The organism is Kitasatospora sp. NPDC049258 (assembly GCF_040678895.1).
Taxonomy (GTDB): Bacteria; Actinomycetota; Actinomycetes; order Streptomycetales; family Streptomycetaceae; genus Kitasatospora.
In genome coordinates, this window is the sequence record NZ_JBFAQT010000008.1 from 110,613 (window position 1) to 131,614 (window position 21,002).

Annotated in this window: 28 protein-coding genes; 26 read left to right on the plus strand and 2 right to left on the minus strand. The window is 73.1% G+C overall.

Annotated features, from left to right (window positions below; translation table 11 throughout):
• Positions 1–15 precede the first annotated feature (15 nt).
• The 8 genes from hisD to hisF are packed head-to-tail and all read left to right on the plus strand — an operon-like array spanning position 16 to position 5,768.
• Positions 16–1,323, plus strand: coding sequence for a histidinol dehydrogenase (gene hisD, locus AB0K43_RS09820; RefSeq protein ID WP_363637699.1), 1,308 nt, complete (start codon positions 16–18; stop codon positions 1,321–1,323).
• Positions 1,320–2,426: a histidinol-phosphate transaminase gene (locus tag AB0K43_RS09825; protein ID WP_363637701.1), complete on the plus strand. Its 1,107-nt coding sequence runs from the start codon at positions 1,320–1,322 to the stop codon at positions 2,424–2,426. Before hisD ends, AB0K43_RS09825 begins: the two co-directional genes overlap by 4 nt.
• A complete protein-coding gene (gene hisB, locus AB0K43_RS09830; RefSeq protein WP_363637703.1) occupies positions 2,423–3,016 on the plus strand; it encodes an imidazoleglycerol-phosphate dehydratase HisB in 594 nt (197 codons plus the stop codon). Before AB0K43_RS09825 ends, hisB begins: the two co-directional genes overlap by 4 nt.
• On the plus strand, positions 3,013–3,165 hold the full coding sequence (locus tag AB0K43_RS09835) for a hypothetical protein (protein ID WP_363637705.1): 153 nt from the start codon (positions 3,013–3,015) through the stop codon (positions 3,163–3,165). Before hisB ends, AB0K43_RS09835 begins: the two co-directional genes overlap by 4 nt.
• Before the next feature lie 23 nt (positions 3,166–3,188).
• A complete protein-coding gene (gene hisH / locus AB0K43_RS09840; protein ID WP_363637707.1) occupies positions 3,189–3,824 on the plus strand; it encodes an imidazole glycerol phosphate synthase subunit HisH in 636 nt (211 codons plus the stop codon).
• Positions 3,825–3,844: 20 nt separating this feature from the next.
• Positions 3,845–4,570 (plus strand): bifunctional 1-(5-phosphoribosyl)-5-((5-phosphoribosylamino)methylideneamino)imidazole-4-carboxamide isomerase/phosphoribosylanthranilate isomerase PriA, encoded by a 726-nt coding sequence (gene priA / locus AB0K43_RS09845; protein WP_363637709.1) that lies wholly within the window; start codon positions 3,845–3,847, stop codon positions 4,568–4,570.
• The gene (locus AB0K43_RS09850) at positions 4,567–5,001 is read left to right on the plus strand and encodes a RidA family protein (protein WP_363637711.1); all 435 of its coding nucleotides are present in this window, start codon (positions 4,567–4,569) and stop codon (positions 4,999–5,001) included. The genes priA and AB0K43_RS09850 overlap by 4 nt, the downstream gene beginning before the upstream one ends.
• A complete protein-coding gene (gene hisF, locus AB0K43_RS09855) occupies positions 4,998–5,768 on the plus strand; it encodes an imidazole glycerol phosphate synthase subunit HisF (RefSeq protein WP_363637713.1) in 771 nt (256 codons plus the stop codon). The genes AB0K43_RS09850 and hisF overlap by 4 nt, the downstream gene beginning before the upstream one ends.
• Before the next feature lie 20 nt (positions 5,769–5,788).
• On the opposite strand, the gene AB0K43_RS09860 is transcribed toward hisF, so the two are convergent.
• Complete coding sequence (locus AB0K43_RS09860; protein ID WP_363637715.1) at positions 5,789–6,430, minus strand: TIGR03085 family metal-binding protein; 642 nt, start codon at positions 6,428–6,430, stop codon at positions 5,789–5,791.
• Between the two features lie 127 nt (positions 6,431–6,557).
• On the opposite strand from AB0K43_RS09860, the gene AB0K43_RS09865 reads away from it, so the two are divergent.
• On the plus strand, positions 6,558–7,253 hold the full coding sequence (locus AB0K43_RS09865; RefSeq protein WP_363637717.1) for an ester cyclase: 696 nt from the start codon (positions 6,558–6,560) through the stop codon (positions 7,251–7,253).
• Positions 7,254–7,305: 52 nt separating this feature from the next.
• Here the strand turns inward: AB0K43_RS09865 and AB0K43_RS09870 are convergent, their stop codons facing one another.
• Positions 7,306–7,818 (minus strand): hypothetical protein, encoded by a 513-nt coding sequence (locus AB0K43_RS09870; RefSeq protein WP_363637719.1) that lies wholly within the window; start codon positions 7,816–7,818, stop codon positions 7,306–7,308.
• Between the two features lie 116 nt (positions 7,819–7,934).
• On the opposite strand from AB0K43_RS09870, the gene AB0K43_RS09875 reads away from it, so the two are divergent.
• From AB0K43_RS09875 to AB0K43_RS09955, 17 genes are all read left to right on the plus strand, one after another.
• Positions 7,935–8,399 carry a hypothetical protein gene (locus AB0K43_RS09875; protein WP_363637721.1) on the plus strand — a complete coding sequence of 155 codons (465 nt, stop codon included), beginning with the start codon at positions 7,935–7,937 and terminating at the stop codon, positions 8,397–8,399.
• A 36-nt stretch (positions 8,400–8,435) separates the two neighbouring features.
• A complete protein-coding gene (gene hisI, locus AB0K43_RS09880) occupies positions 8,436–8,810 on the plus strand; it encodes a phosphoribosyl-AMP cyclohydrolase (RefSeq protein ID WP_363637723.1) in 375 nt (124 codons plus the stop codon).
• A gap of 45 nt (positions 8,811–8,855) precedes the next feature.
• Positions 8,856–10,373 (plus strand): anthranilate synthase component I, encoded by a 1,518-nt coding sequence (locus AB0K43_RS09885; RefSeq protein WP_363637725.1) that lies wholly within the window; start codon positions 8,856–8,858, stop codon positions 10,371–10,373.
• A 200-nt stretch (positions 10,374–10,573) separates the two neighbouring features.
• Positions 10,574–10,825, plus strand: a complete 252-nt coding sequence (locus tag AB0K43_RS09890) for a Uma2 family endonuclease (RefSeq protein WP_363637872.1) — start codon at positions 10,574–10,576, stop codon at positions 10,823–10,825.
• Positions 10,826–10,859: 34 nt separating this feature from the next.
• Positions 10,860–11,462 carry a TIGR02234 family membrane protein gene (locus AB0K43_RS09895; RefSeq protein WP_363637727.1) on the plus strand — a complete coding sequence of 201 codons (603 nt, stop codon included), beginning with the start codon at positions 10,860–10,862 and terminating at the stop codon, positions 11,460–11,462.
• A gap of 151 nt (positions 11,463–11,613) precedes the next feature.
• Positions 11,614–11,874 (plus strand): HGxxPAAW family protein, encoded by a 261-nt coding sequence (locus AB0K43_RS09900; protein WP_363637729.1) that lies wholly within the window; start codon positions 11,614–11,616, stop codon positions 11,872–11,874.
• A 91-nt stretch (positions 11,875–11,965) separates the two neighbouring features.
• Positions 11,966–12,406, plus strand: coding sequence for a DUF2752 domain-containing protein (locus tag AB0K43_RS09905; protein ID WP_363637731.1), 441 nt, complete (start codon positions 11,966–11,968; stop codon positions 12,404–12,406).
• Positions 12,407–12,647: 241 nt separating this feature from the next.
• Positions 12,648–13,460: an indole-3-glycerol phosphate synthase TrpC gene (gene trpC / locus AB0K43_RS09910; protein ID WP_363637733.1), complete on the plus strand. Its 813-nt coding sequence runs from the start codon at positions 12,648–12,650 to the stop codon at positions 13,458–13,460.
• A gap of 221 nt (positions 13,461–13,681) precedes the next feature.
• Entirely contained in the window at positions 13,682–14,920 is a 1,239-nt protein-coding gene (trpB, locus tag AB0K43_RS09915) for a tryptophan synthase subunit beta (RefSeq protein WP_363637735.1), read from the plus strand.
• A 2-nt stretch (positions 14,921–14,922) separates the two neighbouring features.
• Entirely contained in the window at positions 14,923–15,732 is an 810-nt protein-coding gene (gene trpA / locus AB0K43_RS09920) for a tryptophan synthase subunit alpha (RefSeq protein WP_363637737.1), read from the plus strand.
• 172 nt (positions 15,733–15,904) lie between these two features.
• Complete coding sequence (locus AB0K43_RS09925; protein ID WP_363637739.1) at positions 15,905–16,330, plus strand: helix-turn-helix domain-containing protein; 426 nt, start codon at positions 15,905–15,907, stop codon at positions 16,328–16,330.
• A 31-nt stretch (positions 16,331–16,361) separates the two neighbouring features.
• A complete protein-coding gene (locus AB0K43_RS09930; RefSeq protein WP_363637741.1) occupies positions 16,362–16,736 on the plus strand; it encodes a DUF4180 domain-containing protein in 375 nt (124 codons plus the stop codon).
• A gap of 164 nt (positions 16,737–16,900) precedes the next feature.
• Entirely contained in the window at positions 16,901–17,158 is a 258-nt protein-coding gene (locus AB0K43_RS09935) for a hypothetical protein (RefSeq protein WP_363637743.1), read from the plus strand.
• Positions 17,159–17,323: 165 nt separating this feature from the next.
• On the plus strand, positions 17,324–17,839 hold the full coding sequence (locus tag AB0K43_RS09940) for a MauE/DoxX family redox-associated membrane protein (protein ID WP_363637745.1): 516 nt from the start codon (positions 17,324–17,326) through the stop codon (positions 17,837–17,839).
• Positions 17,840–17,894: 55 nt separating this feature from the next.
• Positions 17,895–18,752, plus strand: a complete 858-nt coding sequence (locus AB0K43_RS09945) for a thioredoxin domain-containing protein (protein ID WP_363637747.1) — start codon at positions 17,895–17,897, stop codon at positions 18,750–18,752.
• A gap of 149 nt (positions 18,753–18,901) precedes the next feature.
• Positions 18,902–19,888 (plus strand): prolipoprotein diacylglyceryl transferase, encoded by a 987-nt coding sequence (lgt, locus tag AB0K43_RS09950; RefSeq protein ID WP_363637749.1) that lies wholly within the window; start codon positions 18,902–18,904, stop codon positions 19,886–19,888.
• A 183-nt stretch (positions 19,889–20,071) separates the two neighbouring features.
• Entirely contained in the window at positions 20,072–20,809 is a 738-nt protein-coding gene (locus AB0K43_RS09955) for a VIT1/CCC1 transporter family protein (protein ID WP_363637751.1), read from the plus strand.
• Positions 20,810–21,002 lie beyond the last annotated feature (193 nt).

A 21,002-nucleotide genomic window follows, 5' to 3' on the forward strand; every position in this document is an offset into this window, starting at 1 on the left:
CCTACACTTGGCTCTGTGATCTCTCGAATCGACCTGCGCGGCTCCACCTCGGACCTGCGCGACGTGCTGCCCCGTGCCGAGTTCGACGTGGAAGCCGCCCTGGAGAAGGTGCGGCCGATCTGCGAGGACGTCCGCCATCGCGGGGTCGCGGCGCTGATCGAGATCACCGAGCGCTTCGACGGGGTGAAGCTGGCGACCACCCGGGTCGCCCAGGAGCAGATCGACGCCGCGCTGGCGGGGCTGGACCCGAAGGTCCGGGCCGCGCTGGAGGAGTCGATCCGCCGCGCCCGGCTGGTCCACCGCGAGCAGCGCCGCACCGACCACACCACCCAGGTGGTGCCCGGCGGCACGGTCTCCGAGCGCTGGGTGCCGGTCGACCGGGTCGGCCTGTACGTGCCGGGCGGCCTGGCGGTCTACCCGTCCTCCGTGGTGATGAACGTGGTGCCGGCCCAGGAGGCCGGGGTCGCGGGCATCGCGGTCACCTCGCCGCCGCAGAAGGCCTTCGGCGGGTCCGTGCACCCGACCATCCTGGCCGCGTGCGCGCTGCTCGGGGTCACCGAGGTGTACGCGGCCGGCGGCGCCCAGGCGATCGCGATGTTCGCCTACGGCACCGAGGAGTGCGCCCCGGTCAACCTGGTCACCGGCCCGGGCAACATCTACGTGGCCGCCGCCAAGCGCCTGCTCAAGGGCCGGATCGGGATCGACGCCGAGGCCGGGCCGACCGAGATCGCCGTCCTCGCCGACGACTCCGCCTCGGCCCGCGAGGTCGCCGCCGACCTGATCAGCCAGGCCGAGCACGACCCGATGGCCGCCTCGGTGCTGGTCACCGACTCGCTCGCGCTGGCCGAGGAGGTCGAGGTCGAGCTGAAGGGCCAGGTCGCCGCCACCAAGCACCGCGAGCGGGTGACCGAGGCGCTGGCCGGCCGGCAGTCCGGCATCGTGCTGGTCGACGACCTGGAGCAGGGCCTCGCGGTGGTGAACGCCTACGCCGCCGAGCACCTGGAGATCCAGACCCGCGGCGCCCGCGCGATCGCCGCCCGGGTGCGCAACGCCGGTGCGATCTTCATCGGCGCCCACTCGCCGGTCTCGCTCGGCGACTACGCGGCCGGCTCCAACCACGTGCTGCCCACCGGCGGCTGCGCCTGCCACTCCTCCGGCCTGTCGGTGCAGTCCTTCCTGCGCGGCATCCACGTGGTCGACTACTCCCGCGAGGCGCTCGCCGACGTCGCCGCGCACGTGGTGAATCTGGCCGAGGCGGAGGACCTGCCCGGCCACGGTGACGCGATCAAGGCCCGCTTCGACTGGACGGTACCCGGTACGTGAACCTGAACGATCTCCCCATCCGGGACGAGCTGCGCGGCCAGTCCCCGTACGGCGCGCCGCAGCTGGACGTCCCCGTGCAGCTCAACACCAACGAGAACCCGTACCCGCTGCCCGAGCCGCTGGTGGCCCGGATCGCCGAGCGGGTCGCCGAGGCCGCCCGCCACCTCAACCGCTACCCGGACCGGGACGCGGTGGAGCTGCGCGAGGGCCTGGCCGCCTACCTGACCCGCACCACCGGCTTCGCCCGCACCCGCGAGCAGGTCTGGGCGGCCAACGGCTCCAACGAGGTCCTCCAGCAGCTGCTGCAGGCCTTCGGCGGCCCCGGCCGGACGGCGATCGGCTTCGAACCCTCGTACTCGATGCACGCGCTGATCGCGCGCGGCACCGGCACCGAGTGGATCTCCGGGCCGCGGGGCGAGGACTTCACCATCGACCTCGACGCGGCCGTGGGGGCCATCGCCGAGCACCGGCCCAACGTGGTCTTCGTCTGCTCGCCGAACAACCCGACCGGCACCGCGGTGGCCGCCGACACCGTGCTCGCGCTGTACGAGGCCGCCCAGGCGGCCGGCCCGAGCCTGGTGATCGTGGACGAGGCGTACGTGGAGTTCTCGCACCGCGCCTCGCTGCTGCCGCTGCTGGCGGGCCGCCCCAACCTGGTGGTCACCCGCACCATGTCCAAGGCCTTCGGCGCGGCCGGGCTGCGGCTGGGCTACCTGGCCGCCGACGCGGCCGTGGTGGACGCCGTGCAGCTGGTCCGGCTGCCGTACCACCTGTCGGCCGTCACCCAGGCCACCGCACTGGCCTGCCTGGAGCACACCGACACCCTGCTCGGCTACGTCGAGCAGCTGAAGGCCGAGCGCGACCGGCTGGTCGACGCGCTGCGCGGCCTGGGCCTCGACGTCACCGACTCCGACGCCAACTTCATCCAGTTCGGCCGCTTCGCCGACACCCACGCGGTCTGGCGGTCCATCCTCGACCGGGGCGTCCTGGTCCGGGACAACGGCGTCCCCGGGTGGCTGCGCGTCACCGCCGGCACCCCCGCCGAGAACGACGCCTTCCTCGACGCCGTCCGCTTCGCCCTCAAGGAGCTGTCCCCCGCATGACCCGTATCGGCCGCGTTGAGCGCACCACCAAGGAGACCTCGGTCCTGGTCGAGATCGACCTCGACGGCACCGGGAAGACCGAGATCTCCACGGGCGTCGGGTTCTACGACCACATGCTCGACCAGCTCGGCCGCCACGGCCTCTTCGACCTCACCGTGAAGACCGACGGCGACCTGCACATCGACACCCACCACACCATCGAGGACACCGCCCTCGCGCTCGGCGCCGCCTTCAAGCAGGCGCTCGGCGACAAGGTCGGCATCTACCGCTTCGGCAACTGCACCGTGCCGCTGGACGAGTCGCTCGCCCAGGTCACCGTCGACCTCTCCGGCCGGCCGTACCTGGTGCACACCGAGCCCGAGCGGATGGCGCCGATGATCGGCAGCTACGACACCACGATGACCCGGCACATCCTGGAGTCCTTCGTGGCCCAGGCGCAGGTGGCCCTGCACGTGCACGTCCCGTACGGTCGCAACGCGCACCACATCGTCGAGTGCCAGTTCAAGGCACTCGCGCGTGCTCTGCGCTACGCCTCCGAGCGCGACCCGCGCGCGGCGGGCATCCTCCCCTCGACCAAGGGTGCGCTGTGAGCAAGTCCGCAACACTGCTGATCATCGCCGGGCTCTTCCTGTCCGGCGGCGTGTACTCGTTCTGGAAGCAGAAGCAGTCCAAGAGCGTGATCGCGGTCCTCGCGATCGGCGCCGTGCTGTGCCTCGCCTCCGGCGTCATGCGCCTCTAGAGACCGGAAGAGACGAACCTCTCATGGCCAAGAACGTCGTCGTGCTGGACTACGGCTCCGGCAACCTGCGCTCCGCCCAGCGGGCCGTCGAGCGCACCGGCGCGCACGTCACCGTGACCTCCGACTTCCAGGCGGCACTGAACGCGGACGGCCTGCTGGTCCCCGGGGTCGGTGCCTTCGAGGCCTGCATGCGCGGGCTGAAGGAGGTCCGCGGTGATGTGATCATCGGCCGCCGGCTGGCCGGCGGCCGCCCGGTGCTGGGCATCTGCGTCGGGATGCAGATCCTCTTCGAGCGGGGTGTCGAGCACGGCGTGGAGAGCGCCGGCTGCGACGAGTGGCCCGGCACCGTGGAGCCGCTGGACGCGCCGATCGTCCCGCACATGGGCTGGAACACCGTGGACGTCCCCGCCGGCAGCCGGCTGTTCGCCGGGCTCGACCCCGAGGCCCGCTACTACTTCGTGCACTCCTACGGGGTGCGCAGGTGGGAGCTGCAGGTGACCAACGAGTCCATCGCCGCCCCGCTGGTCAGCTGGACCACCCACGGGCAGCCGTTCGTCGCCGCCGTGGAGAACGGCCCGCTGTGGGCCACCCAGTTCCACCCCGAGAAGTCCGGCGACGCCGGCGCCGCCCTGCTGACCAACTGGGTCAACACCCTCTGAGCCAGGAGCCTGTCCTACCGATGAGCCGCCTCGAACTCCTCCCCGCCGTCGATGTCCGCGACGGCCAGGCCGTCCGCCTGGTCAAGGGCGCCTCCGGCACCGAGACCTCCTTCGGCGAGCCGCTCGCCGCCGCCCTGGCCTGGCAGAACGCCGGCGCCGAGTGGCTGCACCTGGTCGACCTGGACGCCGCCTTCGGGACGGGCTCCAACCGCGAGCTGCTGGCCGAGGTCACCGGCCGCCTCGACATCAAGGTCGAGCTCTCCGGCGGCATCCGCGACGACGCCTCGCTGGCCGCCGCCCTGGCCACCGGCTGCACCCGGGTCAACCTGGGCACCGCCGCCCTGGAGGCCCCGGAGTGGGTGGCCAAGGTGATCGCCGAGCACGGCGACAAGATCGCGGTCGGCCTGGACGTGGTTGGCACCACCCTGCGCGGTCGCGGCTGGACCCGCGACGGCGGCGACCTCTACGAGGTGCTCGCCCGCCTCGACTCCGAGGGCTGCGCCCGCTACGTGGTCACCGACGTCAACCGGGACGGCACGCTGACCGGCCCCAACCTGGAGCTGCTGCGCAACGTCTGCGCCGCGACCGACAAGCCCGTGGTCGCCTCCGGCGGGGTCTCCTCGCTGGACGACCTGCGGGCCATCGCCACCCTGGTGCCGGCAGGTGTCGAGGGTTCGATTGTGGGCAAGGCCCTCTACGAGCAGAAGTTCACCCTCGAAGAGGCCCTGGAGGCTGTGTCCCGATGACCGATACCCCGGCCGCGCCGCGTTCGCACCGAGTCTCCGGCTTCTCCCCCTGGGAGGAGCAGTTCGGATTCTCCCGGGCCGTCGCGGTCGGGGACACCGTCCTGGTCGCGGGCACCACCGCCTTCGAGGACGGGATGGTCCAGCACGAGGGCGACCCGTTCCGGCAGACCCTGGCCGCCTTCGAGGTGGCCTTCAAAGCCCTTGCACCCTACGGCCTTTCGGCCACCGACGTGGTCCGCACCCGGATGTACCTGACGCATGTGCGGGACTGCGACGAGGCCGGCCGCGCGCACAAGCAGCTCTTCGACACGATCCGCCCGGTGGCGACCATGGTCGTGGTGGAGGGCCTGATCGACTCCCGGATGATGGTCGAGATCGAGATCGAGGCCTACCGCGCCGGGCTGGCAACCTCCTTGGAAGGCATGCAGTGACCCTCGCCGTACGAGTCATCCCCTGTCTGGACGTCGACGCCGGCCGGGTCGTCAAGGGTGTCAACTTCCAGAACCTGCGCGACGCCGGTGACCCGGTCGAGCTGGCCAAGCTCTACGACGCCCAGGGCGCCGACGAGTTGACCTTCCTCGACATCACGGCCTCCTCCGGCGACCGGGCCACCACCTACGACGTGGTGCGGCGCACCGCCGAGCAGGTCTTCATCCCGCTCACCGTCGGCGGCGGCGTGCGGACGGCCGACGACGTGGACCAGCTGCTGCGGGCCGGCGCGGACAAGGTCGGCGTCAACACCGCGGCGATCGCCCGGCCCGAGCTGATCCGCGAGATCGCCGAGCGCTTCGGGCGGCAGGTGCTGGTGCTCTCGGTGGACGCCCGCCGCTGCTCCGAGGGCACGGTGACCGCGTCGGGCTTCGAGGTGACCACCCACGGCGGGCGGCGCGGCACCGGGCTGGACGCGATCGGGTGGGCCGCCCGCGCCGCCGAGCTGGGCGCGGGGGAGATCCTGCTCAACTCGATGGACGCGGACGGCACCAAGGACGGCTACGACCTGGAGCTGATCCGGGCCGCCCGCAAGGAGGTCTCGATCCCGGTGATCGCCTCGGGCGGCGCCGGCAAGCTCGCCGACTTCGCGCCGGCCGTCGAGGCGGGAGCGGACGCGGTGCTCGCCGCCAGCGTGTTCCACTTCGGCGACCTGCGGATCGACCAGGTCAAGGGGAGCCTGCGGGAGGCCGGGTACCCGGTCCGCTGAGGCCGGCGGCGGCGCCGGCCTCAGGGCAGCGGCAGGACCCGCCGCAGCGCCGCCACCGCCGTCTCCGCCCCGCTCACCGTGATCCGGGCGCACGCCCCGCGGCCGTACCCGAACAGGACCAACTCGCCGGGCTCGCCGGTCACTTCGACGGTCGGCGCGGTCCGGTGCGCCAGCTCCGCCCGGCGGCCGTCGGGGTGCACCAGCACCAGGCCGACCGGCAGCCGGCGGCCGTGCTCGAAGCGCAGCAGCGAGGGCAGCCGCCGCCACAGCGACTCGGCCAGACCCGGGTCGACCGGCCCGGGGTCGACCGCCGCCCCGGCCCGCCGGACGTCCTCGGCGTGCACGAAGAACTCCACCACGTTGGCCGCCTCGTCCGCCCCCGGCAGCGCGAACAGCGACAGCCGGGGCGGACCGGAGCCGAACAGCCGCACCAGCTCGTCGTACGGGCGCTCGGCGAGGGTGGACTGCACCCGGTGCGTCCACCCCGCCAGCGCCTTCAGCGCGATCCCCGCCGCCGCGTCCGGCCGCCGCTCCCGCAGCACCAGGTGGGCCGCCAGTTCCCTGGTGCGCCACCCGGCACACCGGGTCGGTGCGTCCGGGCCCGCCGCCGCCAGCAGTCCGGCCAGCCGTTCCCGTTCCACCCGTGCATACCTCGTCGCCATGCCGCTCAGCCTAGGGCCAGGCTCCCGTTTCGCGTCCTTGTGGTGCGGGTGGAGCGGGAGGAGGAGAGTGGGAGGCAGCGCGGTCGGCGGACGGAGGCAAGCAGGGGGTGTGACCGGGAGGCCCGAGATGACCTTTGTACAGATCGTAGAGTGCCGTACGCAGCAGCCGGACGAGCTCAACCGGCTGATGGACGACTGGATCGAGCAGACCCAGGGCAGGCGCACGGCCACCCACGCGATGGTGGGCACCGACCGCACGGACGCCCAGCACATCGTGGAGATCGTCGAGTTCCCCTCGTACGAGGCGGCGATGCGCAACTCCGGGCTGCCGGAGACCGACCGGATCTTCCGCGAGATGGTGGCCCTGTGCCAGGAGCCGCCCACCTTCACCAACCTGGACCTGGTCCGGGACGAGCAGTTCCACAAGGAGGCGGCGCGCCGCCTGCTGGTGAACACCGCGAAGGGCGACATGTCCCCGATCGACGAGCTGCTCGCATCGGACTACCGGGACCACGACCCGTCGATGGACGGCGAGACGGTCGGCCCGGCGGCGGTCAAGCAGATGATCGAGGGCTACCGCAAGGCCTTCGACTTCACCTTCGACATCCACAGCCAGACCGCCGAGGGCGACATGGTGGCCTGCCGCTGGACCTGGCGCGGCACCCACATCGGCGAGTACATGGGCATGCCGGCCACCCACAAGAGCATCGAATCCGACGGGATGACGATGTTCCGCTTCGAGGACGGCATGGTCAAGGAAGGCTGGTGGAGCTGGGACTCGGTCGCGATGATGCAGCAGATGGGCATGATGCCCGGCTCCTGACCTCCGGTACCCGAGGGCGCCGGTACCCGGAGGCCGGCCGCCGCGCCCGCGGTCAGCGCAGCGCACCGGTCAGCTTCTGCCCGCCCTGGTGATCGCTCACGGCCAGGGTGCAGGTCGCGTCGTGCATGCCCTGTTGGTAGTACTGCAGGTACGGGCCCAGCGGGAAGCCGTAGTACGGGCCGCCGCCGCCCTGGCGCTGCTGCCACTCGGCCAGCGGGGCCTTGCAGAGCTCGCGCAGCGCCCGGCCGATCAGGGTGTCGCTGGTGAGCCCGTCCGGCAGCACCACGTCGGCGATCGCCTCGGCGTCGTGCGCCTCGGCGCAGGGGCGTGCCTCGGCCCGGGTGACCTGCTCGCTGAGCTGCGGGTGGTCCAGGCAGGTGCCCGGCAGGAAGAACGGGTAGGGGAGCACCTTGGTGGGCGTCGGGCTCGGGCTCGCCGACGGGCTGGGGGAGGGCGGCGGTGGCGCGGCCGCCGGACGCTTCTCCTGCGGCCACAGCAGCACGGCCGCCCCGACCACCAGCACCACCACGGCGACCACCGTCGCCACCACCCGCCGCTGCCGCACCGCTGCCCCCTCGACTCGCTGCCATTGTCGCCGGGCCCGGCCGCCGCCGACAGGGGTTCGGCGGATTTCCGGCTACGCTGGCCGCGGCACGGCCCTGTTCGAGGGGTCAGAGTTTCATGCGTGTGGGGATCATCGGCCACGAAGGCCTGTCGGACCTGACCGAGATGCTGGTCAGGGGCGAGCTCTGGCAGCTGGTGACCGGCTACGGGGCGTACGAGCTGGTCGGCGTGGGCTGTCTTGCGGCGGGCCCGGAGACCTGGTTCGCCCAGGCGGTGCTGGACCACGGCGGCCGGATCGAGGTGATCGTCCCCGCCTCCGCCGGCCGGGCCGGCGCCTTCGGCGTTGCCGGCCGGACCGGGCAGCGGCTGCTGAACGAGGCGAAGGCGGTGCACCGGCTCGCCCCCGTCGAGCACGGCGGCCTCGGCGACGACACCGGCCGGGCGCTGGTCGGCATGATCGACGAGCTGATCGCGGTCTGGGACGGCCGACCGGGCCCGGGGCCCGCCGGGGTGGTCGAGGCGGCGCGGCGCGCCGGGCTGTTCGTGCAGGTGGTCTGGCCGCGGGGGAGTGAGAGCCCTTGATCCGGCAGCCGGGCCCCGGCTGCCACAATGGGAGGCATGTCCACCACGCCCGCCGCCCCCGGCACCACCGACCTCGACCCGGCCGTCGCGGCCCGCCTCAAGCGGACCGAGGACGGCCTGCTGCCCGCCGTCGCCCAGCAGTACGACACCGGTGAGGTGCTGATGCTGGGTTGGATGGACGACGAGGCGCTGCACCGCACCCTCACCACCGGCCGGTGCACCTACTGGAGCCGCAGCCGCCGCGAGTACTGGGTCAAGGGCGACACCTCGGGCCACTTCCAGCACGTGAAGAGCGTCGCCCTGGACTGCGACGGCGACACCCTGCTGGTCAAGGTCGACCAGGTCGGCGCCGCCTGCCACACCGGCGAGCGGACCTGCTTCGACGCCGACCTGCTGCCGCTCGCTCGGTAACCTGGCCCCGACGTCCGTCCGCCTACCTGAACGGTGCCCAACCCCATGGACCTTGAGGCCTTCCGCAAGCTCGCCGCAGACACCCGGGTCATCCCCGTCACCCGCCGGCTCCTGGCGGACGGCCTCACCCCGATCGGCGTCTACCGCAGCCTCGCCGCCGAGCGGCCCGGCACCTTCCTGCTGGAGTCGGCCGAGCAGGGCCGCAGCTGGTCCCGCTACTCCTTCGTCGGGGTGCGCAGCGCCGCCACCCTGACCGTCGGCCCGGACGGCGGGGCCCGCTGGCTCGGCGCGCCGCCGGTCGGCATCCCCACCGGCGGCGACCCGCTGGAGGTGCTGCGGGCCGTGCTCACCGCCCTGCACACCCCCCGGCACGGCGACGACGGCCTGCCGCCGCTCACCGGCGGCCTGGTCGGCTACCTCGGCTACGACATCGTCCGCCGCCTGGAGAAGCTGCCCGACCTCACCCCGGACGACCTGCGGCTGCCCGAGCTGACCATGCTGCTCGCCACCGACCTGGCCGTGCTCGACCACGTCGACGGCAGCGTGGTGCTGATCGCCAACGCCGTCAACCACAACGACCTGGACACCGGCGTCGACGAGGCGCACGCGGACGCCGTGGCCCGGCTGGACGCCATGCAGGCCGACCTGCTCCGACCGGTCGACCCGGGTCTGGCGACCTTCACCCCGACCGCGGCTGACGCCCGGTCACCCTTCGGCGGCGAGCCGTACCGCAAGGCCGTCGAGGAGGTGAAGGAGCGGATCCGGGCCGGCGAGGCCTTCCAGGTGGTGCCCTCGCAGCGGTTCGAGGCGCCCTGCCCGGCCAGCGCGCTGGACGTGTACCGGGTGCTGCGCACCACCAACCCCAGCCCGTACATGTACCTGTTCCGCTTCCCCGGCCCGGACGGCACCGCAGAGGGCGGCTTCGACGTGGTCGGCTCCAGCCCGGAGGCGCTGGTGAAGGTCACCGCGGGCGAGGCGATGGTGCACCCGATTGCCGGCACCCGGCACCGCGGCGCCACCCCGCACGAGGACGCCGAGCTGGCCGCCGAGCTGCTGGCCGACCCCAAGGAGCGGGCCGAGCACCTGATGCTGGTCGACCTCGGCCGCAACGACCTCGGGCGGGTCTGCGAGCCGGGCAGCGTCGAGGTGGTCGACTTCATGGCGATCGAGCGCTACAGCCACGTCATGCACATCGTCTCCACCGTGACCGGCCGGGTCGCCCCCGGCCGGACCGCCTTCGACGTGCTGACCGCGTGCTTCCCGGCCGGCACGCTGTCCGGCGCGCCCAAGCCGCGCGCGATGCAGATCATCGAGGAGCTGGAGCCCACCCGCCGCGGCCTGTACGGCGGCTGCGTCGGCTACCTCGACTTCGCCGGCGACTCGGACACCGCGATCGCGATCCGCACCGCCGTGATCCGCGACCGCACCGCCTACGTCCAGGCCGGCGCGGGCGTGGTCGCCGACTCCGACCCGGCCGCCGAGGACACCGAGTGCCGCAACAAGGCCGCCGCCGTCCTGAGCGCCGTCGCCACGGCCAACACCCTGCGCGCTCCGCAATCGTGAGCACATCGGAGCTGCCGAGGCAGGGAGGGAGGCGGACGGCGTGACCGCGCTGACCACGGAGAGTGCCTGGGACGTCCTGGCGGGCGCCAACTTCCCGAACGGCTACCGCGTCGAGATCACGGACGGGAAGATCATCATGACCCCCAGGGGATGACACAGATGAAGGTCATCTTCACGAATGGCACGACCTGGAGGCTGTCCTGGAGGTCGTCCCGCCCTCGAACCAGGACAACGACTTCGTCAAGAAGCTCAGGCTCTACGCCGAGTGCGGGATCCCGGTGTACGTGGTGGTCGACCCGGCCGAGGGCGTCTGCACCGTGCACACGGCCCCGCAGCGGTCGGGGGCGTACCGCGAGACCGAGCGGATCCCGTTCGGCGAGGATCTGACCGTTCCGCTCGAAGGACGGACGGTGGCGATCCGCACCGACGACCTCCCGCGCGACCCCGCCTGACCGGGGTCGGGTGGGGGTCAGGGATAGTGGACGGGTGACCGGACGAACCGCACCCCGCCCCACCGACCGCCGCAGCCTGGGTCTGATGCTGCTGCTCACCGCGCTCGGCGCCGTCCTGGTGCTGACCGCCGTCGGGCGGGTCTGGGCCCGGGGGGTGGTGACCGGGCTGGACGGTGGTCGGCTGGAGATCAGCGCGACCGGCAGCACGCTGACCGGGCTGCCCGGGGGGCTGGCGCTGGTGGCGCTGGCCGCCGCGGTGGCGGTGTTCGCGGTACGCGGCAAGGGCCGTACGGCCATCGGCGTGCTGACGGTGCTGGCCGGGGCGGGCGCGGCGGCGGGCGCGGTGCTCGGGGCCGACGACACCGCCGGGCTGCACACCGAGGCGGCCCGCAAGCTGGCGCTGGCCGACGCGCACGCGCAGGGCATCACCCACTCGCTCTGGCCCTGGGTCGCCCTCGCGGGTGGGCTGCTGCTGGCCCTGGCCGGCCTGCTGACCGTCCGGGCCGGGCGGCACTGGCCGGCCATGGGGGCCCGGTACGAGGCACCCACCCGCAAGGCCGCGGCGAAGCCGTCGGCGGCGAACTCCCCGGCCGACCTGTGGAAGGCGCTGGACCGCGGCGAGGACCCGACCGGCTGATCGGGCCCACCCGTGCAGCGCGGGTGTGACGAGGGCTACCGGGCCCCCCTTTGGGGCTTGCCGTAACGGCCCGGCACAATGGAAGGCGTCAACCCGCCGAGCGCCACGCGGCCGCCCGCCCGGGACCCGGAGAACCAAGGAGCACCAGCAGATGTCGGCAGCAGCGCACGGCCACACTCCCGCCGCCTGGACCGGCGTGACCATCGCCTTCATCGGCTTCACCGTGAGCGGTGTCGCCATGATCATCCCGAGCATCCCGCTCTTCTGGGCCGGTCTCGTGGTCGTCCTGGCCGCCGGCGTGGTGGGCAAGGCCATGGCGATGGCGGGCCTGGGCAAGCAGCCCAGCCAGAACTTCGCCCCGGCCCCGGCCGCCCTGGAGGTCGAGGAGCGCACCGCGGTCGGCGCCGCCTGACCGGAGCGCCCCAGCGGGACGAGCGGCGGGCGCGCCACGCCCGCCGTCCCGCGTTCGCCCGCGCGGCCCGGCGGGCGGGCACAATCTCAGCGTGAACGCTCCCGCCGCCCCCGCCTCGCCCGGCTCCGCGCTGCGCAGGCTCGGCCGACCGCTCGCCGCGCTCGTGGCGGTCGCCGTCCCGACCGCCTACGTGGCGGCGGTCGACCCCAATGCCCCGGGCCACTACCCGACCTGCCCGGTGCTGCAGGCCACCGGCTGGTGGTGCCCGGGCTGCGGCGGTCTGCGCTGTGTGCACGCGCTGGCCTCGGGCGACCTCAACACGGCCGGCCACGACAACCTGCTGGTCCTGGTGTTCGCGGTGGTGCTGGCGGTGTTCTGGCTGCGCTGGGTCTGGGCCGCGGTCACCGGCGGCCCCGCCCCCAGGTTCTCCTTCGGGCTGCGCCAGACCCTCCTGCTGGTCCTGCTGCTGGCCGTCTTCACCGTCCTGCGGAACCTCCCGCCGGGCGCCGGACTGGCCCCGCCGGCGGTCTGAACCACCGGCCGCCAGGGCGCGCGGGACCGCGCGCGGGAGGTCCGGTCCGCGAGACGCGAGCCGGTCTGATGCGCTGCGCGCCCCCCATGCCCGATACCATCGAAGAGCCGACGGGTACGTGGAAGCACAGGATCCTCACCGATCCGGGCGAACCGTCACCCGAGGCCAGACCCACTGCAAGACCCGGCAGGGCCCGAACCCCGCCGGCTCACAGCCAGCAGAAAATGATGGGGGCGCTCGCGTGAGTGTGCTCGACGAGATCATCGACGGGGTCCGTGAGGACCTCGCCGAGCGACAGGCCCGGGTCACCCTGGACGAGCTCAAGGAGCTCGCCGCCAAGGCGCCCGACGCGAAGGACGGCGTGGCCGCCCTTCGGGGCGACGGTGTCCGGGTGATCTGCGAGGTCAAGCGCTCCAGCCCGTCGAAGGGCGCGCTGGCGGCCATCGCCGACCCGGCCGCCCTGGCCACGGACTACGCGGCCGGCGGTGCCGCCGCGATCAGCGTGCTGACCGAGCAGCGCCGCTTCGGCGGCTCCCTCGCCGACCTCGACGCCGTCCGCGCCGCGGTCGACACCCCGGTCCTGCGCAAGGACTTCATCGTCACCGCCTACCAGCTCTGGGAGGCCCGGGCCCACGGCGCGGACCTCGCGCTGCTGATCGTCGCCGCGCTCGAGCAGCCGGCCCTGGTCTCGCTGATCGAGCGGGCCGAGTCGATCGGCCTCACCCCGCTGGTCGAGGTGCACGACGAGGAGGAGATCGCCCGCGCGGTGGACGCCGGCGCGCGGATCATCGGCGTCAACGCCCGCAACCTCAAGACCCTCGAGGTGGACCGCAACACCTTCGGCAACGTGGTGGACGCCATCCCGGCGCACATCGTCAAGGTGGCCGAGTCCGGCGTGCGCGGCCCGCACGACCTGATCTCCTACGCCAACCTGGGGGCGGACGCCGTCCTGGTCGGCGAGTCCCTGGTGACCGGCAAGGACCCGCGGACCGCGGTGGCCGACCTGGTCGCCGCCGGCGCCCACCCGGCGCTGCGCAACAACGGGCGGGGCTGACCCGCCGGCCATGTCACTCGCCTCCCGTCTCGCCCCCGGCTGCCGCCCGCGCGGCTGCCGCGCGCCCGCACGCCGGGTGCTGGGGCGGCGGGTGCGGTACGTGATCGGCTGCGAGCCCGGGCAGGTGCCGGGGCGCCGATGGCGAAGGACGCACGGCTGACCGCTCAGGTCGCCGCCCGACGTCACCGCACGCCACCCCTTTCACCTCAAGGACTCTCTCCATGTCCGAGAACTACCAGCCGGGTACCCAGGTCCCGGACGTCCGCGGCTATTTCGGCGCCTACGGCGGACGTTTCATCCCCGAGGCACTGGTCGCCGCCGTCCAGCAGGTCGCCGACGAGTACGAGAAGGCCAAGGCCGACCCGGCGTTCATCGCCGAGCTCGACCTGCTGCTCAAGGACTACACCGGCCGCCCGAGCCCGCTGACCGACGTGCACCGGTTCTCCGCCGAGGCCGGCGGGGCCCGGGTGCTGCTCAAGCGCGAGGACCTCAACCACACCGGGTCCCACAAGATCAACAATGTCCTGGGGCAGGCCCTGCTGACCCGGCGGATGGGCAAGACCCGGATCATCGCCGAGACCGGCGCGGGCCAGCACGGCGTGGCCACCGCCACCGCCTGCGCGCTGTTCGGCTTCGACTGCACCATCTACATGGGCGAGGTGGACACCGAGCGCCAGGCGCTGAACGTCGCCCGGATGCGGATGCTCGGCGCCGAGGTGGTCGCCGTGAAGTCCGGCAGCCGCACCCTCAAGGACGCCATCAACGAGGCCTTCCGCGACTGGGTCGCCAACGTGGACTCCACCCACTACCTGTTCGGCACGGTGGCCGGCCCGCACCCGTTCCCGATGATGGTCCGCGACTTCCACCGGGTGATCGGCGTCGAGGCCCGCGAGCAGGTGCTGGAGCGCACCGGCCGGCTGCCCGACGCGGTCGTCGCCTGCGTCGGCGGCGGCTCCAACGCGATGGGCATCTTCCACGAGTTCATCCCGGACGCCGGCGTCCGGCTGATCGGCTGCGAGGCGGCCGGCGAGGGCGCCGAGACGCCGCGGCACGCCGCCACGCTCACCAAGGGCGACCCGGGGGTGCTGCACGGCTCGCGCACCTACGTCCTGCAGGACGAGGACGGCCAGACCATCGAGAGCCACTCCATCTCGGCGGGCCTGGACTACCCCGGGGTCGGCCCGGAGCACGCCTGGCTCAAGGACACCGGCCGGGCCGAGTACCGCCCGGTGACCGACGACGAGGCGATGCAGGCGCTGCGGCTGCTCTCCCGCACCGAGGGCATCATCCCGGCCATCGAGAGCGCCCACGCGCTGGCCGGCGCCCTGGTGCTCGGCCGTGAGCTCGGCCCGCAGGCCACCATCCTGGTCAGCCTCTCCGGCCGCGGCGACAAGGACATGCACACCGCCGCGCAGTACTTCGGCCTCTACGACGACCACGCCGCCGACGGGGGCAAGTAACCATGACCCAGAGCAAGTTGAGCACCACCCTCGCCGCCGCCAAGGCGGCGGGCCGGGCCGCCCTGATCGGCTACCTGCCGGCCGGCTTCCCGACCGTCGACGGCGGCATCAAGGCGATCCGCGCGCTGATCGAGGGCGGCTGCGACATCGTCGAGGTCGGCCTGCCGCACTCCGACCCGGTGCTGGACGGCCCGACCATCCAGACCGCCGACGACATCGCGCTGCGGGCCGGGGTGAAGATCAAGGACGTGCTGCGCACCGTGGCCGAGGTGTCCGCGCGGACGGACGCGCCGGTGCTGGTGATGACGTACTGGAACCCGGTCGACCGCTACGGCGTGGCCCGGTTCGCCGCGGACCTGGCCGCGGCCGGGGGCGCCGGCTGCATCCTGCCGGACCTCCCGGTGGAGGAGTCGGACGAGTGGCGCAAGGCCGCCGACGAGCACGGTCTGGACACCGTCTTCGTGGTCGCGCCGAGCAGCCGGGACCAGCGCCTGGCCGAGGTCACCGCGGCGGGCTCCGGCTTCGTCTACGCGGCCGCGGTGATGGGTGTGACCGGCACCCGGGCGCAGGTCGGCAACCTCGCCGAGGACCTGGTGGCCCGCACCCGGGCCACCACCGACCTGCCGGTCTGCGTCGGCCTCGGGGTCTCCTCCGCCGCCCAGGCGGCCGAGGTGGCCCGGTTCGCGGACGGTGTGATCGTCGGCTCGGCCTTCGTCCAGCGGATCCTGGACGTGGACGGCGACGAGGCAGCCGGCCTGGCCGCCGTGCGCGCGCTGGCCGCCGAGCTCGCGGCGGGCGTCCGCAACGGCTGACCCGCCCGCACCACCGGTGAAAGCCCGCCGGCCCTCGCCCCGCGCGAGGGCCGGCGGGCTTTTCGGCTGTGCGGCGGGTGGCGGCGAACGGCCGATACTTCCTCGAACTTCCCTATCCGCACGCATCGAGTGGTAGTTTTGGTGTGGATAGGTCGGTCGGAGGAGCCTCGGGATGCCCCAGCAGCTGTACTCGGTGGAGCAGGTCGCCGACCTGCTGGGCCTGCATGTGCGCACGGTGCGCGGTTATGTCCGCGACGGGCGGCTGGCGGCGGTCCGGATCGGCAAGCAGTACCGGATCGCCCGGGAGGACCTGGAGTCCTTCACCGGCCGCCCGGTGCCCGGCCCCGCGGTGCGCCCGCGCCGGAGCGAGGCCACCTGCGTGGTGCAGCTGGAGGGGATCGACCGGGCGGCGATGGAGCGGCTCACCACCCTGCTCACGGCCGCCCTGGGCGGCCGGCGCCCGGGCGGCGAGCCGCTGCGGGTGGAGACCGTCCACGACGAGGAGCGGGCCGGCGCCAAGGTCATCGTGATCGGCGGGCTGGAGGACAGCGCCGAGGTCCTCGGGCTGATCGCCCGGCTGACCGAGCAACTCGGCTGACCGGCAGCCCCACCGAGGAGAGGATCGCCCCATGTCGCAGACCGTCCAGGACCTCGACGGCACCCCCGTCCTGCTGTGCGCCGCCGACGGCCCGCCGCTGGCGGGCGAGCAGGACGCGCTCGACCTGATCGGCCAGGCGCTCGGCACCGGTGCCCACTGGGTCGCCGTCCCGGCCGACCGTCTCGCACCGGAGTTCTTCCGGCTGCGCACCCGGGTGGCCGGCGAGGTCGTCCAGAAGTTCGCCACCTACCGCCTGGGGCTGGCCGTGCTGGGGGACGTCTCGCGGCACACCGCCACCGGCACGGCGCTGGCGGACTTCGTCCGGGAGTGCAACGAGGGCCGGCAGATCTGGTTCGTGCCGGACCTCGCGGCGCTGCGCGACCGGTTGGCCCGCACGGCCCGCTGACGCCACCGGGCCCACCGGCCGCCAGCCGAACGAGTGAACACCGGTGCCGACACGCATCGGTGACGGTTGACCGGCGTTGAGCGGAGGGACGACTCTGCGGTGCCCTGGGCCCGTCGTGGTTCGTGCACCGTTCGATCGATGCCGCCTTCGCGAAAGGGCCGCCCGTGCCGTGCCTCCAGCGTTCCGTCCTGCTCCGCGCCGCTGCCGCCGCCCTCGCGCTGAGCGCCTGCGTGGGGGTGGACGCGGCCGTCGAGCAGGCGCTCGCCCGGCGGGGTGTGGAGCGCGCCCGCCAGGACGCGTACGTGTGCGGCGAGGCGGCCCGGCTGGCCGCCGAGGTGCGGGCCGACCGGGCGCTGCCCGGCGGGCGGCGCCCGCTCGACGAGCTCGCCCGGCAGGGCCGCTGCGCCGATCGCACACCGTAGGGCGACCGCCCGCCGAGCCCATCGCCGAATCGGACATATGAGCGCCTATGCTCACTCATTCGGCTTAATTCGTGAAACTGGAGGAACTCGACCTTTTCCCCTACGGTTCATCAGGCAGGACGCCGCGCCCGCTGGGTGGCGGCGGCGAACGTAGGAGGGGGCCTGATGGCCAGTCAGCAGACCGCCGAGCCGGCCGTGAGTTCGCGGCTGCGCCGGGCGGTGGACGGCCAGGCGGCCGAGTGGTTCGGCCTGGCCGTGCGGCTGGCCCTGGCCGTGGTCTGGGGCTGGGCCGGGCTGGCGAAGATCTCCGATCCGGCCGAGGCGGCGCAGGCCGTCCGGGCCTACGAGATCCTGCCCGAGTCGCTGGTCAAGCCGATCGGCTACGGCCTGCCGTTCCTGGAGCTGGCGCTCGCGCTGCTGCTGCTGATCGGCCTGGGGACACGGATCGTCGCCGCGATCTCCGCGCTGCTGCTGCTCGCCTTCATCGCCGGGATCGCCTCCGCCTGGGCGCGCGGCATCTCCATCGACTGCGGCTGCTTCGGCGGCGGCGGCACGGTGGACGCCTCGAAGACCGAGTACCTGCAGGAGATCCTGCGGGACTCCGGCTTCCTGCTGCTGGCCGCGTGGCTGATCTACCGGCCCCGGACGAAGCTCTCGGCCGACGCCTGGCTCGCCGCCTAGGCGCGCCCCGCCGGCCACCCACCCCGGAGACCCGATTCCCTTGGACACAGCACCCATGAGTGAGAAGAACCGAGAAGGCAAGCGCAACGCCCGCGACCGGATGCGGGAGGCGCGCGCGGCCGAGGAGGCGCACGACAAGCGCAAGAAGAAGCTGGTGATCGGCGGTGCGGTGCTGGCGGTGATCGCCGTCGCCGTGGTGGTCGGCGTGGTGGTGCAGGACCAGCGCTCCAAGCCGGAGACCCCGGTCGCCGCCCCGGCCGGCGCGATCGGCGACAAGAGCCTGGTGATCCCGGCCGGTCCGGCCAACGCCCCGTCGGTGCTCACCGTCTACGAGGACCCGCGCTGCCCGGCCTGCGGCTCCTTCGAGCGCCAGTTCTCGCCCACCGTCGACCAGTTGGAAGACCAGGGCAAGCTGTTCGTGAACTACCACGTGGTGTCCTTCATCGACCGCTCGCTCGGCGGCACCGGCTCCAAGTACGGCGCCAACGCGCTCGCCTGCGCCCAGGACGCGGGGCACTTCCGGGACTACCACGACGTGCTGTACCGCAACCAGCCGGAGGAGACCAGCGACGCCTTCGGTGACAAGGCCACCCTGATCGAGCTGTCCAAGCAGGTCCCCGGCCTGGACACGCCCACCTTCGAGGCCTGCGTCAACGACAACACGTACGGCGGCTGGGTGTCCGCGGTGCAGCAGGACTTCGACAAGTCCAGCTTCAAGTCCACCCCGACCGTGCTGCTCAACGGCAAGCCGATCTACCCGAAGAAGGGCGAGGAGCAGATCTCCCCGGAGAACCTGGTGCAGTGGGTCGACGAGGCCAACGCGGGCAAGCCGCTCGGCAGCCCCGGGCCGAACGGCCAGAGCCCCGCGCCCACCAGCACCGCCGCGGAGAGCAACACCCCGCCCTCGCCCTGACCGGCCCCGACCGGCCCCGGCCCGCCGCCGCACTCCCACCCGGGGGGTGCGGCGGCGCCGTGTTTTGCCGCGCGACGCCGTGTTTGGCCAAGCTGTGACCGCCGGCGGTGCCGGAGTGACGGGTGCGACACGGTAGCGTCGACCCTGCCATGGATATCGCTTACATTCCGAGCCCGTCGCGGGGCGTCCTGTACCTGGGGCCGATCCCGCTGCGCGCCTACGCCTTCTGCATCATCATCGGTGTCGTCGTGGCCGTGTGGCTCGGCAGCAAGCGCTGGGTGGCCCGCGGCGGCGCCAAGCACACCGTCGGGGACATCGCGGTCTGGGCGGTCCCGTTCGGCCTGGTCGGTGGCCGGCTCTACCACGTGATCACCGACAACCAGCTCTACTTCGGGGCCGGTCGCAACCCCTGGAACGCCTTCAAGATCTGGGAGGGCGGCCTCGGCATCTGGGGGGCGATCGCGCTCGGCGCGGTCGGCGCCTGGATCGGCTGCCGCCGCCGCGGAGTGCCGCTGCCCGCGTACGCGGACGCGATCGCCCCGGGCATCGCACTGGCCCAGGCCTGCGGCCGCTGGGGCAACTGGTTCAACCAGGAGCTGTACGGCAAGCCGACCACGCTGCCCTGGGGCCTGGAGATCGACAAGGTGCTGCCGGACGGCACCGTGACCACCGGCGTCTACCACCCGACCTTCCTCTACGAGTCGCTCTGGTGCGTCGGCGTCGCGCTGCTGGTGATCTGGGCCGACCGCCGGTTCACCCTCGGCCACGGCCGTGCCTTCGCGCTGTACGTCGCCGCCTACACGGTCGGCCGGTTCTGGATCGAGTACCTGCGGATCGACGAGGCCCACCACATCCTCGGCCTGCGGCTCAACGACTGGACCTCGATCCTGGTCTTCGCCGGCGCGGTCGCCTACCTGGTGATCGTCGGGAAGAAGCGCCCGGGCCGGGAGGCGCCGGACTCCATCGACCCGGCCGCCGCCGAGTCCGAGTCCGAGGCCGATCCGGAGGCCGCCTCCGGGCCCGCCGCCGTGCCGGCGCCTTCGCAGGAGAGCACCGACCTGACCGACTCGGCCGGATCCGCCGGGCCGGCCGATGCCCCGAAGGAGCCCGGGAAGAACTCCGACCGGCCCTCCTGACCAGCGGTTGTCCACCACTTCGGCCACCCCCGCCCGACCCGGCGAGGGTGGCCGTAGACGTGTTCGGACAGCCTTACTTTGCTGGAAACTCGCAGGTCAGGTGGCTAACGTCGGAGCCATGAGCCCTACGGGCAGCCCAGGCTGCACCCGGGGGGAGGAGCTCGACAGAAGGCTGGGACCACCATGACCGCCACCATCGCCGAACCGACCGTCGAAGGTCAGCCGCGGATACCCCACGAGGGGCACCACCGCGACGTCAACGGCGGCTGGCTGCGGCCGGCCGTGTTCGGCGCGATGGACGGCCTGGTCTCCAACCTCGCGCTGATGACCGGCGTGGTCGGCGGCGACGTCGGCCGCAGCGCCGTGATCATCACCGGGCTGGCCGGGCTGGCCGCCGGCGCCTGCTCGATGGCGGCGGGGGAGTACACCTCGGTCGCCTCCCAGCGGGAGCTGGTGGAGGCCGAGATCGAGGCCGAGCGGCTGGAGCTGCGCCGCAACCCGAAGGGGGAGCTGGCCGAGCTGGCGCAGCTGTACATCGCCAAGGGGGTGGAGCCGGAGCTGGCCCACGAGGTGGCCCGGCAGCTCTCGGTGGACCCGGAGCGGACGCTGGCGATCCACGCCCGGGAGGAGCTCGGCATCGACCCGGAGGACCTGCCCTCCCCGGTGGTCGCCGCCGCCTCCTCGTTCGCCTGCTTCGCGCTGGGCGCGCTGCTGCCGCTGCTGCCGTACCTGCTGGGTGCCACCGCGCTGTGGCCGGCACTGATCGTGGCCGCGGCCGGGCTGTTCGCCTGCGGCGCGGTGGTCGCCCGGGTCACCGCCCGCAGCTGGTGGTTCAGCGGGCTGCGCCAGCTGGTGCTGGGCGGTACGGCGGCCGGGGTGACCTTCCTGCTGGGTCACCTGATCGGCGGACAGGTGGGCTGAGGCCCCGGAGCACCACGGCTGTGCGATGACACATGAGGTTGCATGGTTATGCCGCACCATGCGTGATGTTCCGCACATGGGGCGCGGGTGCCGCCTGTCCTAGTCTCGGCCCGAGGGACGGCCGCCCGAGGAATCCCATCTCGTCGGCCGCTTGTCGGGATGGATTCGCAGGCGGGAGTGTCCCGTCATGTGG